This window comes from Butyricimonas sp., assembly GCF_019423355.1.
GTDB classification, from domain to species: Bacteria; Bacteroidota; Bacteroidia; order Bacteroidales; family Marinifilaceae; genus Butyricimonas; species Butyricimonas faecihominis.
On the sequence record NZ_JAHZBP010000019.1, the window covers coordinates 1 to 17890 of the forward strand.

Here is a 17890-nt window from a genome sequence, read left to right on the forward strand (position 1 = left end):
GGACACAAGGATTTTCAGTCCTTTGCTCTACCAACTGAGCTATGGCACCATCGTTATTGTTTAACGGGTGCAAAAGTAGGGAAAATTTTTGAAATCGCAAGCGTTTAGGGAGAAAAAGTGGAGGAAAATGTAAAAAAAAATGATGAATATGGAATCGAGTTAAGGAAAACAGGCTGTGATTCAATATCTATGATAAGGGAATAAATCTGGTGTAAAATAAAGAAAAAATGCGTGATTAATTTTTGATTATTAAGAAATTACTTATATTTGTCGCATTAGAAGATAAATAGTTGTTTATCGTTGAAACCAAAGATATACCTCTACGTACCCTTCTATATGTATTATTAATTTTAATTATTTTTATTGTGAATATTTTTGTTGCAAAGTTAAGTTCCACGACCACAAGTGAGGACTTACAGGCTCTTTTCTCAGAGCATGGTTCTGTTTCTTCAGCCAAAGTTATTATGGACAAAGAAACTGGTAACTCTAAATGTTTTGGTTTTGTTGAGATGGAAGATGAAACGGAAGGTTTCAACGCGATCAATGCCTTAAACGAAACTGAATTCCAAGGAAGAAAAATCGTTGTGAAAAAGGCTAGACCCAGAGAAGAAGGTGGCGACGACAGAGGTCAAAGATTCCCAAGAGAAAGAAGATTTAATTCGAATCGTTAAGAATGAGAAAACAGAGAGTTTGAAAAAGCTCTCTGTTTTTTTGTATCATTTTCGGTACTTCGCTTTCAAATAAGCGTATAACACTTGGTGCATTAATTGTGCTTCCGTCAGTTCTTCGTCCGTGAGGTTGGGAGCGAGTTCTATGCCGTTGCAGACATCTGTCAATTGTTCATCCCGGTCGATACGGTCATCGAAATTCTGTTCTATCAAGAAAATATCGAACAATTGCATCCGTTCGATGGATTCCAAGGCTAGATTTCGGGCTTCCAACAGGTTGTTCTCCCGGTATTTTTTCAAGAAGACTTCGATTAGGCTATCCGTGAAATAGTCCGCGAAATAGTGCATTAGGATAATACGCTTTTTGAGGCACTCGTAGATGTGTACCGGGGCTGACGAGATACACTCGCTGATGCCCAGATAAGCAAGTTCTGCCAGCTCAATGCTTTCCTCTTCTTCTTCATCTAGTTCAAGTAGGAGAATCTTGTATAACAAATCGGCGTATTCCTCCTGACGGGTGATGTCCCGGCTTTCATGGTAATAATGAAAACGATCGGGGATGACTTTCTTCAATAACAGACGGAGGGCCTTCCGGTCCCCGCTGGCACTGTGTAGTAAAGATTCGTCAAGAATGTTTTCCAGTTTGTTCATGGTGGTCTGTTATTTTTCTTCGGACGGGTTAAAGTTTACCCAGCCTTGGGCTTTCAGCTCGAATGAATTACCGTCCTTCGTGATTAAATTATAACCTTCGCTTTTGGCACAAGTATGTCCGATGATACTGATCTCTTCCATGGTAATCAGTTTATCGTAGGCATCCAGTGGTGTGGTGAACAAGAGTTCATAATCCTCTCCCCCGGAAAGAGCGCATACCGTGGCGTTCATGTTAAGCTCCTCGGCCATTTTGAACGTCTGGTAATCAATTGGAATCTTTTCCTCGTAGATGTTGCAACCTAGGCCGGAATCATGACAGATGTGCAATACCTCGGATGAAAGACCGTCGGAAACGTCCATCATGGCAGTCGGCTTAATACCTTTTTCCTTGAGTAATTGGATGATATCCATTCTGGCTTCCGGTTTTAGCTGGCGTTCGAGGATATATTCATACCCCGAGAAGTCCGGTTGGGCGTTGGGATTTTCCTTGAACACGACTTTTTCTCTCTCCAACAACTGAAGTCCCATGTAAGCGGCACCCAGATTCCCACTGACACAAATCAGGTCATTTTCCCGTGCGGTATTGCGATAAACAATATCTTCCTCGTTAGCCTCTCCGATCACCGTGATACTGATACACATTCCCGTTTGGGAAGAGGTCGTGTCACCCCCCACGAGATCAATCCCGTAGTGGTCGCAGGCAAGATAAATTCCCTCGTACAATTCATCGACCGCTTCCAAGGAGAAACGATTGGAAACAGCAAGGGAAACCGTGATCTGCCGGGGAGTTCCGTTCATGGCGTATATGTCGCTGGCGTTTGTCGCTACAGCCTTGTACCCTAGATGTTTCAACGGGGCATAGGCCAGATCGAAATGTACTCCTTCGATCAGCATATCCGTGCTGACCAGCACTTTTTTGTCCTTGTAATCGAGTACGGCCGCATCGTCGCCGACTCCTTTCAATGAAGATTCGTTTTTTAATTTTATATCTTGTGTCAGGTGGCGGATCAAGCCGAATTCCCCTAACGTGGATAGTTTCGTCAATGGTTTGTTTTCACTCATGTTTCAGTTCTTATATATCGAAAACAAAAATACGCTAAATTGATGAATCGAGCAAATGATAATGTGGCTACGCCACGTTACAGGTTACAAGTTTGCAGGTTACAAGTTTATGATGAGGTATTTCGCAAGAGAGAATGAATCATAGCGGGGATTTATCACGTAATAGATATTATCTACCTGATAGATGATTGATAGGTAATATTTTTTTGTACTTTTGCACAGATTGATAAATTGGAGATAATAGGGTATAAAAGTTATGGCTAAAGAACAAGACGATATATTGAATGAAGTAACTGAGGGCGAGTATAAATACGGTTTTGTTTCTGACGTGGAAACCGAGATGATCGGGAAGGGATTGAATGAATCGGTGATCCGCTTGATTTCACAAAAGAAGGAAGAGCCGGAATGGCTCTTGGAATTCCGTTTGAAGGCTTACCGTCATTGGCTTACGATGAAAATGCCCACGTGGGCGAAGTTGGAGATTCCTCCGATTGATTATCAGGACATCGTGTACTATGCGGCCCCGAAACAGGAGGTAAAGAAATCGTGGGATGAGGTCGATCCCGAGTTGAAAGCGACGTTTGACAAATTGGGTATTCCTTTGGATGAACAAAAAGCGTTATCCGGGGTGGCTGTGGATGCTGTGATGGATAGCGTGTCCGTGAAGACCACGTTCAAGGAGACTCTGGCAGAGCGGGGAGTGATCTTTTGCTCGTTCTCCGAGGCCGTGAAGAATCACCCGGATTTAGTGAAACGTTATCTGGGTTCGGTTGTCCCCTATGCTGACAATTTTTTTGCCGCGTTAAATTCGGCCGTGTTTAGTGACGGATCGTTTGTTTACATCCCGAAAGGGGTTCGTTGCCCGATGGAGTTGTCCACTTATTTCAGGATCAACGCGGCAAACACGGGACAGTTTGAACGTACTTTGATCGTGGCAGAAGAGGAGAGTTTCGTGAGCTATTTGGAAGGATGTACCGCACCGCAACGGGACGAGAATCAGTTACATGCTGCCATCGTGGAGATCGTGGTGGAGAAGAATGCAGAAGTGAAATACAGTACCGTGCAAAACTGGTACCCGGGAGATAAGAACGGGAAAGGTGGTATCTATAATTTCGTGACGAAACGGGGTATCTGTAAAGGGGAGAATGCCAAATTGATCTGGGCACAGGTGGAGACCGGATCAGCGGTTACATGGAAATACCCGAGTACGATATTGAAGGGAGACGGATCTGTCAGCGAGTTTTACTCCGTGGCCGTGACTAATAATTACCAACAGGCAGACACGGGAACCAAGATGATCCATATCGGAAATAACACCCGTAGCCGGATCGTATCGAAAGGTATTTCGGCGGGATATAGTTCCAATTCTTATCGGGGACGGGTGAAGGTGGTGAAAAACTGTAAGAATGCTCGGAATTTCTCACAATGTGACTCTTTGTTATTGGGAGATAAATGCGGGGCTCACACGTTCCCTTATTTGGAAGTGGCGAATCCCACGGCTCAGGTGGAACACGAGGCAACAACCTCCAAGATTGGGGAAGACCAGATATTCTATTGTAATCAGCGAGGAATTTCAACAGAAGATGCCATTGGTTTGATCATCAAAGGATATGCCGGAGATGTGATCAATAAAATGCCGATGGAATTTGCCGTCGAGGCACAAAAGCTGTTGCAAATCAGTTTGGCGGGAAGCGTGGGATAGGAAACTAAAAGCTAAAAACTAAAAGTTAAAAGCTAAGAGCTAAAAGTTTATAGATTTATGAATTACGATTTATGATTTTGGAATGGAGGCGGTTCGAGGGATTGGAATCTGAAATCTAAATTTAAAATCTAAAATAAAATGGGTTTATTAAAGATAAAAAACTTACATGCCGCGATAGACGGGAAAGAAATATTGAAAGGGATTGATTTGGAGGTGAATGCCGGGGAGGTTCATGCGATTATGGGACCGAACGGGGCAGGGAAGAGTACTTTGTCGGCCGTGCTTACGGGACGGGAGTGTTTCGAGGTGACGGAAGGGGAAGTTTGGTTTAACGGGAAGAATCTGTTGGAACTTCCGGCAGAAGACCGGGCAAGGGAAGGGATATTCCTAAGTTTCCAGTATCCGGTAGAGATTCCGGGTGTAAGTACTGTTAATTTCTTGAAGACCGCTGTAAACGAGCAACGCAAATACAAGGGATTACCCCCTTATCCGGCAAGCGAGTTTCTGAAAATGATCCGGGAGAAAATGGAGATGGTGAACATTGACAGTCGTTTGTTGAACCGTTCTCTGAATGAAGGTTTTTCCGGCGGGGAGAAGAAAAAGAACGAAATATTCCAGATGGCGGTGTTGGAACCGAAATTGGCTATTCTGGACGAAACGGATTCCGGTTTGGACATTGACGCATTACGTATTGTTGCTAGCGGGGTGAACAAGTTGAAACGACCGGATAACTCTACTATCGTGATTACTCACTACCAGCGTTTGTTGGATTACATCGTGCCGGATGTCGTACACGTGTTGTATGACGGCCGTATCGTGAAGACGGCTGGAAAAGAGTTGGTCTTGGAGTTAGAGAAGTATGGTTATGATTGGATTAAACAGGAAGTTGCGTCCGGTAAGTAATGGAAGATGGAAAGATTAGAAAAGATAAATAATGATTTCGCGACTCTGTTTCGGGAGGGACAACGGTTACTGCAGGAAGGATGCGGTGACGTGATGAACCGACACCGGGAGGAGGCGTTTCAACGTTTCGAGGCCTTGGGAGGAATCCCCTATAAAACGGAGGACTATCTTTATGCGGATACCTTACCGGTGTTTGATCGGGATTATAGGGTGGTACTGAAATATATCAAGCAAGAGGTTGAAGTGGGCGAGATATTCAAGTGTCACGTGCCGAATTTGGACACCAATCTGATTTTGACGATCAACGGTTGGTTCGTGCAGGAGAATGTTGTACCGGAAATTCCCGAAGGCGTGGTGATTTGCAGTATGGCAGAGGCCAGCGTGAAGTATAAAGAGTTATTTGAAAGACATTATAATCAGTACACGAAACCGGCAGATGCGGATGGATTAGTGGCACTGAACACGGCATTTGCCCAAGACGGGGTATTCGTGTATGTTCCGGATCGGGTAGTGATGGAGCGTCCGTTGCAGATTGTGAACCTGATGCGGGCGAATGCGGACTTGATGTCGTTCCAGAGGAACATGGTTATCTTGGGACGTGATGCTAAGGCGACTATTTTGGTTTGCGACCACACGCTTTCCGATGATCGCTTTTTATCGAATAATACCACGGAAGTGGTTGTCGGGGAGAATGCGGCTTTTGAATACTACCATGTTCAGAATCAACATATCGAGGCTTCCCAGATAAACAGCGTGTTCGTTTCCCAGAAACGCAATTCTCGGTATGATGCAAACGTGATTACCCTATATGGCGGGTTCATTCGTAACAATCTTTTTGCCGCTTTGACGGAAGAAGGATGCGAGAGTAATCTTTACGGGATGTATTTGTCGGATAAAAAACAACAGGTGGACAACTTCACCTTTATCGACCATATTGCACCTCATTGTACAAGTAATCAACATTTCAAAGGCGTGTTGGACGATGCGGCACTGGCTAATTTTGCCGGACGGATTGTCGTGCGTCCCGATGCTCAAAAAACGGAGGCTTATCAAGCGAACAATAACTTGTTGTTGACGGATACAGCTCAAGTGAACACGAAACCCCAGTTGGTGATTGATGCCGATGACGTGAAGTGTAGTCACGGGGCCACGGTCGGACAGATCGACGAGGAGGCCATGTTCTATCTTCGTTCCCGCGGGATCGGGGAGGCCGAGGCTCGAATGATGATGATGTTCGGTTTTGCACATGAGATTGTCGGACGGGTAAAACTTGAACCGCTCCGGGAAGAGATCGATAGTTTGGTGGATAAACGATTAAGAGGAGAATTAACCAAGTGTCACAATTGCGTGATGCATTGTAAGAAATAAATTATGTTTGACGTCAATCGGATTAGAAAGGATTTCCCGATACTGGAGGAAAAGATTTATGGCAAACCGTTGGTTTACCTTGATAACGGGGCTACAACCCAGCGACCTTTGCGGGTGGTGGAAAAGATGACGGAATATTATTTACGTTACAATTCCAACGTGCATCGGGGAGTGCATTATCTGAGTAATAAATGTACGGATGCCAATGAACAAGCCCGGGAAACCGTGAGAGAGTTCATCAACGCGGAGTCCACGGACGAGGTGATATTTACCCGGGGAACGACCGAGAGTATCAATCTCGTGGCTTACACTTTCGGGGAGACTTTTATCCGGGAAGGTGACGAGATCATCGTGACGGAAATGGAACACCATGCCAATATTGTTCCTTGGCAAATGCTATGTGAACGCAAGAAGGCCGTGTTGAAAGTGGTTCCTTTTAGAGATAAGGGCGAGCTGGACATGGAGGTGTTCCGGGGACTTTTGAATGAGCGGGTAAGATTGGTGTGTGTGGCTTATGTTTCTAACGTGTTGGGTACGGTGAATCCCGTGAAGGAGATGATTGATGCGGCACACGCTTTGGGAGCATACGCTTTGGTTGACGGGGCTCAGGCTATCCAACATATCCCGGTTGACGTGCGAGCATTGGATTGTGACTTTTTCGCTTTTTCAGGGCATAAGGTGTACGGGCCCACGGGAGTTGGTGTCCTGTATGGAAAGCGTAGCCTGTTGGAACAGATGCCACCTTGGCAGGGCGGGGGAGAAATGATCAAGGAAGTTCGTTTCGAGAAAACGACTTACAACGAATTGCCTTTTAAATTCGAGGCAGGAACTCCGGATTTTATCGGGGTTGTCGGTTTAGGTGAGGCCTTGGAGTACGTGAAAAGTATCGGTTTGCAAGAGATTGCCGAATATGAACATGGTCTGATGGATTATGCCATGAAACAGGTTCGGGAGGTTCCGGGCATTATCTTATACGGGGATGCCGCGAATAAGTCTTCCGTGATCTCGTTTGGAATCGAGGGCATACATCCTTTCGATTTGGGTACTTTGCTGGATAAGATGGGGATTGCCATACGTACGGGACAATTGTGCGCGGAACCCGTGATGCAACATTACGGGGTACAGGGAATGGCTCGCGCTTCCATAGCCATGTATAACACCCGGGAAGAAATTGATGTTTTCTGTGAAGGGTTAAGAAAGATAGAAAAGATTTTCAAATTATAAGAGTAATGACGATAGAAGAGATTCAGAATCAAATCGTGGATGAGTTTTCCATGTATGATGATTGGATGGATAAATATGCTTATCTGATAGAAATAGGTAATGGCTTGAACGCGATGGACGAAACGCACAAGACAGATGACAATTTGATTAAAGGATGTCAGTCTAGGGTGTGGTTTCATGCCGAATTGCGGGATGATAAGTTGTATTTTGAAGCGGATAGTGATGCCATTATCACGAAAGGTATTGCCGGGTTATTGATCCGGGTATTCTCCGGTCAGACGCCTCACGACATCGTGAATGCTAATCTGGATTTTATCGACAAGATCGGTTTAACTCAACACCTGTCACCGACACGTTCTAACGGGTTGTTGTCGATGGTGAAACAAATAAAGTATTACGCCTTGGCATACGAGGGAAAATAACGAGAGATATGGGAAAAAGTTTAATGGAAGATTTAGTGATCGAGAAATTGTCTACCGTTTATGATCCGGAAGTTCCGGTGAATATATGGGAGTTGGGACTCGTTTATAATATTGAATTCCCGAAACAAAACGAGGTGATTGTTACCATGACCCTTACTGCTCCGGGATGTCCGATTGCCGACCAGATCGTGCAGGAGGTGCATGATGTCGTGTTGACGATCGACGGAATTGATGAAGCCACGGTAAACCTGACTTTCGAACCGATGTGGACTCCGGAAAGAATGAGCGAAACGGCCCGGTTGGAATTGGGTTTTGATATTTAAGTTCATAAATGGAGTCATTGTTGAAAAAAGCCAGAGAGTGCGGGTTTGATGCCTGTGGTGTTGTTCCGGTGGATGTTTTATCCCGGGAGAGGGAGCGGTTGGAGCGATGGATCGGACAAGGATTTCATGCGGGAATGAATTACATGGCGAATAATATAGAAAAGCGGGAGAATCCCGCTTTACTTGTTGAAGGGGCCTGCTCGGTGATTGTAACTCTGACTAATTATTATACTCCGAAACTCCAATCGGAAGGCATTCCGGTAGTTGCCCGCTACGCATACGGGAAAGATTATCACCGGGTGGTGAAAGACCGGTTATTTAAATTGCATACTTGTCTGGAAGAAGTGACCGGACGAAAGATTACGGGCCGGGCATTCGTGGATTCCGCTCCGGTGTTTGAACACGAGTGGGCCCGACGGGCCGGGTTGGGATGGATTGGACGGAACTCTTTGTTGATTCATCCTCGTTTGGGGTCCTATTGTTTTATTGGTGTTATTATATCGGATTTTGAACCTTCAAGGTATTCTCTACCCGAAGAACGGAATTTCTGTGGTCAGTGTAACCGATGCGTGGAGACTTGTCCCACGGGAGCCCTTTCCTCGCATGAAGTGAATGCCAACCTTTGTATTTCTTATAACTCGATCGAGAGAAAAGATGACATCCCGTCAGAAATAAAGAAAAAGATGGGAGATCGCTTTTTCGGGTGTGACACCTGTCAGGAGGTCTGTCCGTGGAATCGGAAAGCTGTACTGCATCATGTAGAGGAATTTTCCCCGAATGAATGGTTGATGCGGATGAGCCGGGATGAGTGGTTGGCACTTGATGAGGAGGTATTTCAAGTCCGCTTTAAGGAATCCCCGCTCCAGAGGCCCGGTTTGGAACGGATAAAACACAACTTGTAATTTCGGATCATTCATACATTGTTTTTTTCTTGCTAAAATTCCCCTTGATTTTAGATTCACCGGATAAAAATTCTATTTTTGTATCAAAATGGATTCAATCTGTTATGATGAGACAGCGGTCGGTGAAAGATCAAGAAATTTGTGATTTGTTAAATGCTCGTGATCAACGAGGGATGGAGCTTTTATTTGAAGCTTATTATAAATCTCTGGTTTCATGGGCTAATACTTTTTTGAATGATCTCGGGGTAGCAGAGGACGTTGTGCAGGAATTTTTTATTGCTCTGTGGAATCAAGAGATTCATCGAGAATTAAAGCCGGAAACACTTTCTTCTTTTTTGCGGGTGTTGGTTCGAAATCGTTGCTATAATCGCTTGACGAAACGTGATATATTCACGTGTTTTGTGCGTGTGGAACGTGTCGATTGTATGTTTGAGGAATATGATGATTCGAAGGACCAGTTGATCGCTAAAGTGATGGATGAAGTTGCTCTTCTTCCGAATCGTAGTCGGGAAATTTTGAATGGCGTTTTTGTTGAGGGAATGAAATATCAAGAAGTGGCAGATCGTTACAATATTTCGGTTTCTACGGTAAAAACTTTGTTAGGAACATCTATACGGAAACTACGGGAGCGGATGGGGCGTGAAGGATTTCTTGATTTTTTACTCGTTTATTGCCGGTATTGTTAAAAAATAATGTTTTTGGGATAATTGATGATTTTTCTTCAAAAATCACTAGACTTTTTCATCCTCTTTTTTGTACATAAGATGAAAAAGGATCAAATCTATGGAAAAAACGAAATTGGATCACGAAACAGAGGATTGGTTAATTGCTTTTCTGAGTGGTGAATTAGACGAGCGGGAAGAGGAAAATGTGCGTGTATGGTTGGAGGCGAGTCAAGAGAATCAGAATGCTTACGAATCTTTGATGAAGGATTATTTACGAATCCGGTGGGTACAAGAAAATGTACATATACGGGAAGAACAGGCAAAAAAGATAATATTCTCTTCTTTGAAAAAGAAAAGGAATCTGACGCCTTATTACGGAGTGGCAGCTTCAATAGCGGTGTTATTGATTGTGACATTATTCTTTTTTATTCGAGAGGATAAACAGATCGTTTCTGAAAAACTTGTTACGTCGGAAATAAAGCCAATTCAATCAAAGGCAATATTAGTTCTGTCCACGGGTGAACAAATTCAGTTAACAAAATCGACGCAAAAGATTCAGGAGCAAGACGGTTCCGTGTTGAAAATCGACAGTGTCATGGGAGTACAATATGATTCTTTATCTACAAAGAGAGCTGAAAAGCCGATCTACAACAAAATTGTCGTTCCGCGGGGAGGTGAATATTTTGTGACATTAAGTGAAGGTACGAAAGTGTGGTTGGATGCGGATTCAGAATTAGAGTATCCGGTATTTTTTTCTGGAGATTTCAGAGAGGTGAAATTGAAAGGAAATGCTTATTTCAGTGTCACGAAGAAAAATGATAAGCCTTTTGTCGTACGTGCAGGGGAATTTTCGTTGAAGGTATATGGGACGGAGTTTAACGTGAATGCTTACGATTTACAAAATATTGAGACTGTTCTTGTGAACGGATCAATAGGGTTTAAGGCGAATGTAAGTACTCCGGAGCGAATGATGGCACCCAACGAGTTAGCTGTTTCGGATTCCCGGACGGGGCTGAGTGAAATACATCAGGTGGATATATATCCTTATATCGCATGGAAAAATCAAAATATTGTGTTTGTCAACGAGCGGTTAGAGTCTATCATGGAAAAAATGGCTCGTTGGTATGATGTAACCGTGTTTTTTCAAGATGAAAGTCTGAAGGATTTGCGGTTTGATTGTAACATGAGACGGTATGCTGATATTAGGGATTTGTTTTTCTTTTTGGAGAAAACCTCAAATGCCCGGTTTGCTCTGAATGGACGAACAGTTGTCATAAGTAAAAAATAAGTGACGAAGAAATGAGCCTCTTCATCACTTACAATTAAACAATAGATAGGTTCAATTGAGCCTGAACCTGTCCAGTATTAATTTTAGTTCAATTACAAATGTATGAAAAAAAAGAGAATCATGTGGCACATCTTGGATGAGTCACATAAAAAAAATTGGATGATCATGAGGTTGTGTGTTATTTTTATGTTTTTTTTGCAATTTACCGCATTTGCAAATAGTGTAGCACAAGATCAGGTGATTAGCTTGAACTTGAAAAACGTGAGTTTTTATCAGTTATTTGATGAAATTCATAAACAGACGGGGTTACGGTTTATTTATAACACGAACCAACTAGAGAAAATGGACAAGTTGGACATTCATGCGGAAAAGAAGAAAGTTAAAGATGTTTTACGTGATGCGTTGGCTGAAACCCCATTTACCTTTTTGTTTGATAAGGACGTGGTGATGTTGGTGCAAAAAGAGGAGAATGAAAAAAAATCATTGCGGGTAAAAGGATTCGTGTATGATACACAGAGAGATCCCATTCCCGGAGTGACGGTGAAGGTTGCAGGTGTATCTTTGGGGACAGCTACGGATACAAGGGGATGGTTCGCCATGGATCTGCCTGTAACGAGTGGGACGTTGGAATTTTCTTTCGTGGGTTTTAAAAAGAAAATAGTAACTTTTAATGCTCAATCCGATACCCTACGGGTTATTATGGAGGAAGATATTCAAGCGTTGGATGAAGCGGTTGTGGTAGCCTACGGAACGACAACCCGTCGTGAAATGACAGGAGCAATATCCACGGTAAAGGGAGAAGATTTAGAAGGAATCCCCTCCCCGAATATTGCAACTTTATTGCAAGGAAGGGTTGCCGGGATGGATATTACGAATATTTCCGGGGCCCCGGGAGGTGGTGGAGCTGCGATAACCATTCGGGGATACAACTCTTTGGACATAGAGTTGGAGAGACGTTTTTCTAATCCATTATGGGTTGTCGATGGTGTTCCATTGAACTCGTTTACTTCTCCGATCACGGGAACGAATTTGTTGTCAGACATTAATCCCGATATGATCGAATCCATTGAAGTTTTGAAAGATGCTTCTTCTGCAGCCATATACGGCTCTAGGGCTGCCAACGGGGTGATTATCGTGACAACGAAAAAGGGACGTCAAAACCAAAAAAGTTCTTTATCGGTAAATGTTTCACAGAGTTGGAGCGTGTTGCCGGAATTGCCGACGATCATGGTGGGTCGTTATGAAAGAGATTTTCGTTTAAAGGCATTGAGAAAAGAGTTGATAGCTTATTTGGATATGGAAACTTTGCGTTATAAATACCCTGAAACTTGGGAGGAGAATTACTTGCATCCCGGAGGAACGATGGATGCTTTGATGCATCCGGTTACTTCTACTTCAAATGGGCTTTTTTTCCAGGATAGTTTGAACGATTTCTATAATAATGCCACGAACTTTTTCCCGATGTATTACCATAAGGGGAAAGTGACGAATGCTAATATCCAGTCCTATGGCGGTTCGGAAAAAATTGCTTATAGTTTGGGATTAGGCTATTACGATGAATCTGGTATATTAAAAGGGAGCGGTTTTAATCGAATAGATTTGAACTCCAGTATGAACATAATTCCAGTAGATAAATTGACCGTGGATTTGCGCTTGAACGCTTCTTTGGCTAATCGGAAACAGGGATACGGGTCGTTCAGTTCTAGTTTCCAGAGTTCACCGATGATCGGCGTTGTACCGGGGGACCCTTATTATCTTAGTTCTCTATATCCGGGGGAAGGTTCGGCTGTTTGGGACTATATTGTCGACCAGATGAAAAATGTAAAAGAAAAAAACCGTTCAATTCGTTTGAGAACCAATTTCAAGTTAGGCTATGAGATTATCAAAGGTTTACAATTATCAACTTCCTTGGCTGCAGACTATTCATTAAATCGTCGTAATGGTTTTACACCCTCTTACCTGATGTCTACCAACCGGTCTATGAGTGTTGGTGAAACCGGGATAAGTTTGATGGTATTGAATGAAAATTTATTGAATTATAAAACTACAATTAACGAGAATCATAATATAAGTGCGGTGGCCGGTCTGTCCTATCAGTATGATCAGACCGAGTATAATGGAGGAAGCGGGGAGAATTCTCCTAGTGATCAGATTTATTACGTGCGTCCGGGATTCCCGGATTTAGGGGATGAACAACTGACACCTACGCTTAGCCGTAAAATAGCTTTGCAGCACTACCTTTCGGATATGACGGAACAGGTCCTGATTTCTTATTTTGCTCGTTTGGAGTACAACTATAAAAAGAAATATCTGTTCTCAGCCAGTATCCGGCGGGATGGAAGTTCGACTTTCGGGGAACATAAGAAATGGGGAACTTTCCCTTCCGTTGCTGCGGCATGGACTTTTTCCGAAGAGAGTTTTATCCGGGAAAATTTAGAATGGTTGAATTTTGGTAAAATCCGGGCTAGCTGGGGACGTTCTGGGAAACATTTTGAATCGGCTTATCTCGCATTGGGAATTATGCAAAATGGTGCTCCTTTTGAAGGGAATAGTACATTAGAACCCTCGTGGTCTTTAGGAGCGTATAATCAAGATTTGACTTGGGAGGAGACAGACCAGTATGATTTCGGTTTGGATCTGGATTTACTGGATTATCGTTTGGGAATTACCTTGGATTATTATTACCGTTATACCGATAAGCTCCTGTTCCCGGTCTCTTTGCCGGGAGAGCATAACGGTTTCGGTTCTCAGTGGCAGAATGCAGCTGCCATCTCAAATGAGGGAATCGAATTGTTGGTTAAATATGATATATTTAGAAAGCCCGAATTTTCATGGCGGGTGTCGGTTAATGGTGCAAAAGTCTGGAATCGTTATGAGAAATCATATAATGGTAAAGATAACTCAAGGGGAATTATCGGTAAAGCTTTGAATGGGATTTATGGTTATCGGACGGAGGGATATATTAACAGTCAAGATGAGGTGCCTATTGTATACAATAATGTTGGCATGAGTTCTCCAATGGGAGGTATCCAGTACTACAAACCCGGAGATTTGAAATTTGTGGATGTAAACGGTGACGGTTCTATTGGGAGTAGCGATCGGGTATATTTAGGTAGTGCTTTACCTCAAATTAGTGGTGGTATTGTTAGTGAGTTGAAATGGAAAGGATTTGATTTGAATTTCTCATGGGCTTACCAGCTGGGACGTCATATGTACAATACTCTTCCCGGAAGTTCAATTATTCCTAATTACAATGGTTTGGAGCATCCTGTTTTGATGGATGTGCGGAATGTCACTTTCTGGGAACAACCGGGGGATAATTCGGATTATGCCAAATTGCAGGCCGATAGCCGTATGCAGTTCTTTCCGAATGAGACGAGCGTGATTGATCGTTATGTGGAAAAAGTGAATTGGTTAAAATTGAAAACCGTGACTTTGGGATATGATTTGCCTCGTTCCTTGATCCGGAATTGGAAGATTGAACAGTTGCGTCTCTTTGTTAGTGGAGAAAATTTGCTGACTTTCTCGAATTATTCAGGCATTGATCCGGAGATCGTGGATATTAGAACCGGTATTGATAGCGGGAGAAATTATCCTCTTGCTAGAAAGTTTACAATAGGTTTAACCTTGAAATTTTAAGTTATGAAATTGATAGTTATTTTATTATGTATGTCGTTCTTTGTGGGATGTACGGACTTGTTACGGGTTGAACCGGAGAACAGCCTGACTTTTGGAAATATCACGAAAGAAAAGGATGTTGAAGCATTAGTATACGGTGTTGGAGCGGGGGTACGGGATATGGTATGTTGGAATGCTTTGCTGCAAGTGGAAAAAGGAGCTTATGCTGATGAGGCGGATGAATCACGGAGGGGTGCCCGGATGTTGGAATTGGAAGCCGGGACGGCTGATTTGTGGGAAGCTTGGTATCAGGTGATTATGGGAGCAGAGACCGTGCTGTCGCATGTCGATGTTGTTGAGATGCCGAATGAACGGAGACAGTTTTATAAAGGGCAGGCTTACTTCTTTAAAGCTTTAGCTTATTTTGATTTGATACGTCGTTGGGGTGACTGTATTTTACAGAAAGGGGGGATTAACTGGGAACCCGTGGCCAAAACTCCTTGGCCGAAGGTGTGTGATTTTGCGATAGAGATGGCTGAAAAAGCTGCCGAAATTTTGCCTCCTTTTGACAAACTGACGGATTGTAACGGGAATACTATGCTTTCAAAATCAACACCTTGTCAGGGTGCGGCCTATGCTTTACTGGCTCATTTGTGTGCTTGGAAAGCCGGAGGTAAGTATTTTGCAGCTGAAGTTGATCGGAATTATGATGAGAAAGAATTGTGGGACATGGCTGAAAAAGCTTGTACCAAGGTGATAGAATCTCCTTTATATGACTTGGTAGCTACGCCGGAAGAGGTTTGTGCTTCGGTACTTGTTGGTAATAGCAAGGAAGGAGTTTATGAAACGGTAATGAAAGATTATTATAACGAGGTTGGAAAACGGGTATATTCGCTGGGTACGGATTATGTGGGTTATCCCGTACGTCCTGAATATGGCCCGGGTGTTGTGCAAGATTTCACATTACGTATATTCACGACTTCAGTTCGGAAAATGTATCCGGGTGCGGATACTAGAAAATATGCCTATTTCTATGATCTTGACGGGATGGATGCCATGGATAAGAGTATAACAGGTGGTTTTGCTTACCCTTATAAGGAGAGAAGTGTGAATATTACGGTCACGGGTACTAAAAAGAAATTTGCTTCTTTCAATTCTAATCGTATTTGGTGGCGTTTGGCTGATATCTACTTGTTGAGAGCGGAATGTCGGGTACATTTAGGAGGTGATAAAATCGAAGGAGCCATCGAAGATTTGAACACGATCCGGAAACGGGCAGGTGCGGCGCTCTATCAATCCTCGGAAGATAATGGTGATTTACAGATGACGGTGTTCCGGGAACGTGAAAAAGAATTACTGGTAGAGGGGTATCGTTATTATGATATTATCCGGAACGGATTGGATTACGTGCATTCTTTCTTGGAAGGAGGTTATCAGACGGTGACACAACAGGATTGTATTGATGGGGCTTTTTTCTTGATGAATAAAAGTATTGATTTTAAGGAAAATCCCTTGATGCGACAGAATCTATATTGGTTAAAAAGACAATAGTTATGAAGAATATGAAGAAGATATTGATAGGATTGAGTATGTGTATCGTTTGTTTTGCGTGCACAACTAAGCAAGAAGTCATTGATGGAGGAGTTGCTTCTCCTTATTACGACGGTACTATTATGGAGTACTTGCGTTCAAATTCTGAGCAATGGGGGTATACGGTACAGATGATAGAACGGGCGGGATTGACGGATTTATTTGAAGGAAGAGTGGATACCGTGCCGGCAATGACTTTTTTTGCCCCACCTTCTTTTGCTGTTTATCGTTATGTGATGGATTGTAAATATGATGGAGTTTCGGAGGAGAGGTATGAGAGTATAGAGGAAATGCCTGTTGATTTGTGTCGAGAACTAATATTGAAACATGTTGTCGTGGGAAAATATTTGAAAGAGGATATCGGCTTTCGGAATATGGACTACGCAATATATGCGGAGGAACAGGATGGAGGAACAACTTTTACTTGCATAGGAGAGAATCAAGTCATTGCTTATCTGGAACGGGATACTTATAAGGGAATTCCGGAGGCCGGGGCAATAGAGATGTTCTTGTATTCTGTAACCGTCGGGAAAATGATTCCTTTAGCAACACCGAATATACAACCTAAAAACGGAGTAGTTCATGCCTTGAATTATGGTTATGATTTTGGAAAAATTTAAATGAAAGATTATGAGAGTAATATTGATATTAATGATGGGAGTGTGTATGTTGCTGGGTGCTTGCCAGGATGTTACTCCCGGTTATTTACAGACAGAATATGCGGGTTATACTATGGATTCTATGGTTGTGAAAAAAGTGCTGGATCTGACACCTCCCGAACCGAATCCGACTTTTGAGATGTATGTAAATAATTATGGATATACTCCGGAATATTGCGTGCAGAATGGTATTTATCCGACAATAGGAGGAGATGAATATAAACGTGATAAGTACGGATGGCCTTGGACGAGTACACCGATAGAAGGGGTAGAAGGTACTCGACCTATTTTTGTCAGTATAAAAAGTATTACCACGGAATTGGGTAATGCGGAAAAAATGTGGGAGGTGTTGAAAGTCAGCGGTGACGGAACTTTTTCTATGCCAGTATATAGTGATGTCCCTGTTGGGCGTTATCGGATATCTCTGACTTTTACGAATGAAGGATATACTCAGGATGTGAATGATTGTTTTACGATTATCGTGAAATAGAATGTACGCGTGGTGATATTAGTGAAAGAGGTGATTACAAGATACAATCACCTCTTTTGCCCCGTTCTTGTTTGGTGGCCCCTCGTCGCTTGTTAACCGTTGGGCTAGGACAAGAACATAGCATCTTCATAGTATGTACATAACATGAACACGGGTGGGTGTAGTTGGAGAGTTCGAGTATTATCGTTGTTGGGGGTTTGCCCCAGTCCATCTGCGGACCTTCCTTAGCTTAAGTGTAGAGTACGGGTCCATTTCCCGTAGTTTTCCCGTTGAAGAGAGGGAGAAGGCAGGGTTCAAAGGCGTATCACATTCGAATCAAAGACGTTTCAAAGGCGTTCGGGAGTGTCCTTGAAGC

16 protein-coding genes are annotated in these 17890 nt (G+C 43.1%); 14 read left to right on the forward strand and 2 right to left on the reverse strand.

The window, feature by feature from the left end:
- The first annotated feature begins 365 nt into the window (after positions 1-365).
- Complete coding sequence (gene rbp, locus QVC79_RS17615) at positions 366-671, forward strand: RNA-binding regulator (protein ID WP_087421891.1); 306 nt, start codon at positions 366-368, stop codon at positions 669-671.
- A 45-nt stretch (positions 672-716) separates the two neighbouring features.
- On the opposite strand, the gene QVC79_RS17620 is transcribed toward rbp, so the two are convergent.
- Entirely contained in the window at positions 717-1319 is a 603-nt protein-coding gene (locus QVC79_RS17620) for a hypothetical protein (protein ID WP_124318140.1), read from the reverse strand.
- Positions 1320-1328: 9 nt separating this feature from the next.
- A complete protein-coding gene (gene thiL / locus QVC79_RS17625; protein WP_124318141.1) occupies positions 1329-2381 on the reverse strand; it encodes a thiamine-phosphate kinase in 1053 nt (350 codons plus the stop codon).
- Between the two features lie 256 nt (positions 2382-2637).
- On the opposite strand from thiL, the gene sufB reads away from it, so the two are divergent.
- From sufB to QVC79_RS17690, 13 genes are all read left to right on the forward strand, one after another.
- Complete coding sequence (gene sufB / locus QVC79_RS17630; protein WP_087421657.1) at positions 2638-4083, forward strand: Fe-S cluster assembly protein SufB; 1446 nt, start codon at positions 2638-2640, stop codon at positions 4081-4083.
- A 138-nt stretch (positions 4084-4221) separates the two neighbouring features.
- The gene (gene sufC / locus QVC79_RS17635) at positions 4222-4986 is read left to right on the forward strand and encodes a Fe-S cluster assembly ATPase SufC (protein ID WP_151412235.1); all 765 of its coding nucleotides are present in this window, start codon (positions 4222-4224) and stop codon (positions 4984-4986) included.
- A 6-nt stretch (positions 4987-4992) separates the two neighbouring features.
- Positions 4993-6354, forward strand: coding sequence for a Fe-S cluster assembly protein SufD (sufD, locus tag QVC79_RS17640; RefSeq protein WP_124317146.1), 1362 nt, complete (start codon positions 4993-4995; stop codon positions 6352-6354).
- A 3-nt stretch (positions 6355-6357) separates the two neighbouring features.
- Positions 6358-7578, forward strand: coding sequence for an aminotransferase class V-fold PLP-dependent enzyme (locus QVC79_RS17645; RefSeq protein ID WP_270595677.1), 1221 nt, complete (start codon positions 6358-6360; stop codon positions 7576-7578).
- Between the two features lie 5 nt (positions 7579-7583).
- Positions 7584-8000, forward strand: coding sequence for a SufE family protein (locus tag QVC79_RS17650; RefSeq protein ID WP_124317144.1), 417 nt, complete (start codon positions 7584-7586; stop codon positions 7998-8000).
- Between the two features lie 8 nt (positions 8001-8008).
- Positions 8009-8323, forward strand: a complete 315-nt coding sequence (locus tag QVC79_RS17655; RefSeq protein WP_087421662.1) for a metal-sulfur cluster assembly factor — start codon at positions 8009-8011, stop codon at positions 8321-8323.
- A gap of 8 nt (positions 8324-8331) precedes the next feature.
- Positions 8332-9225 (forward strand): tRNA epoxyqueuosine(34) reductase QueG, encoded by an 894-nt coding sequence (gene queG / locus QVC79_RS17660; protein ID WP_287642527.1) that lies wholly within the window; start codon positions 8332-8334, stop codon positions 9223-9225.
- 104 nt (positions 9226-9329) lie between these two features.
- Positions 9330-9911, forward strand: a complete 582-nt coding sequence (locus tag QVC79_RS17665; RefSeq protein ID WP_229783050.1) for an RNA polymerase sigma factor — start codon at positions 9330-9332, stop codon at positions 9909-9911.
- A 97-nt stretch (positions 9912-10008) separates the two neighbouring features.
- On the forward strand, positions 10009-11178 hold the full coding sequence (locus QVC79_RS17670; RefSeq protein WP_270595675.1) for a FecR family protein: 1170 nt from the start codon (positions 10009-10011) through the stop codon (positions 11176-11178).
- A 102-nt stretch (positions 11179-11280) separates the two neighbouring features.
- On the forward strand, positions 11281-14817 hold the full coding sequence (locus QVC79_RS17675) for a SusC/RagA family TonB-linked outer membrane protein (RefSeq protein WP_270595674.1): 3537 nt from the start codon (positions 11281-11283) through the stop codon (positions 14815-14817).
- A gap of 3 nt (positions 14818-14820) precedes the next feature.
- Entirely contained in the window at positions 14821-16347 is a 1527-nt protein-coding gene (locus QVC79_RS17680) for a RagB/SusD family nutrient uptake outer membrane protein (RefSeq protein WP_087421666.1), read from the forward strand.
- A gap of 2 nt (positions 16348-16349) precedes the next feature.
- Positions 16350-17006, forward strand: a complete 657-nt coding sequence (locus QVC79_RS17685) for a hypothetical protein (RefSeq protein WP_270595673.1) — start codon at positions 16350-16352, stop codon at positions 17004-17006.
- 10 nt (positions 17007-17016) lie between these two features.
- On the forward strand, positions 17017-17535 hold the full coding sequence (locus QVC79_RS17690) for a hypothetical protein (protein WP_118305798.1): 519 nt from the start codon (positions 17017-17019) through the stop codon (positions 17533-17535).
- Positions 17536-17890 lie beyond the last annotated feature (355 nt).

What these genes read in the sequence shown, in the direction of transcription:
- QVC79_RS17685 (WP_270595673.1), top strand. Translation starts at nt 16,350, where the DNA reads ATGAAGAATATGAAGAAGATATTGATAGGATTGAGTATGTGTATCGTT.
- sufD (WP_124317146.1), top strand. Translation starts at nt 4,993, where the DNA reads ATGGAAAGATTAGAAAAGATAAATAATGATTTCGCGACTCTGTTTCGG.
- QVC79_RS17675 (WP_270595674.1), top strand. Translation starts at nt 11,281, where the DNA reads ATGAAAAAAAAGAGAATCATGTGGCACATCTTGGATGAGTCACATAAA.
- sufC (WP_151412235.1), top strand. Translation starts at nt 4,222, where the DNA reads ATGGGTTTATTAAAGATAAAAAACTTACATGCCGCGATAGACGGGAAA.
- thiL (WP_124318141.1), bottom strand. Translation starts at nt 2,381, where the DNA reads ATGAGTGAAAACAAACCATTGACGAAACTATCCACGTTAGGGGAATTC.
- QVC79_RS17655 (WP_087421662.1), top strand. Translation starts at nt 8,009, where the DNA reads ATGGGAAAAAGTTTAATGGAAGATTTAGTGATCGAGAAATTGTCTACC.
- QVC79_RS17645 (WP_270595677.1), top strand. Translation starts at nt 6,358, where the DNA reads ATGTTTGACGTCAATCGGATTAGAAAGGATTTCCCGATACTGGAGGAA.
- QVC79_RS17620 (WP_124318140.1), bottom strand. Translation starts at nt 1,319, where the DNA reads ATGAACAAACTGGAAAACATTCTTGACGAATCTTTACTACACAGTGCC.
- QVC79_RS17680 (WP_087421666.1), top strand. Translation starts at nt 14,821, where the DNA reads ATGAAATTGATAGTTATTTTATTATGTATGTCGTTCTTTGTGGGATGT.
- QVC79_RS17670 (WP_270595675.1), top strand. Translation starts at nt 10,009, where the DNA reads ATGGAAAAAACGAAATTGGATCACGAAACAGAGGATTGGTTAATTGCT.
- QVC79_RS17665 (WP_229783050.1), top strand. Translation starts at nt 9,330, where the DNA reads ATGATGAGACAGCGGTCGGTGAAAGATCAAGAAATTTGTGATTTGTTA.
- queG (WP_287642527.1), top strand. Translation starts at nt 8,332, where the DNA reads ATGGAGTCATTGTTGAAAAAAGCCAGAGAGTGCGGGTTTGATGCCTGT.
- QVC79_RS17650 (WP_124317144.1), top strand. Translation starts at nt 7,584, where the DNA reads ATGACGATAGAAGAGATTCAGAATCAAATCGTGGATGAGTTTTCCATG.
- QVC79_RS17690 (WP_118305798.1), top strand. Translation starts at nt 17,017, where the DNA reads ATGAGAGTAATATTGATATTAATGATGGGAGTGTGTATGTTGCTGGGT.
- sufB (WP_087421657.1), top strand. Translation starts at nt 2,638, where the DNA reads ATGGCTAAAGAACAAGACGATATATTGAATGAAGTAACTGAGGGCGAG.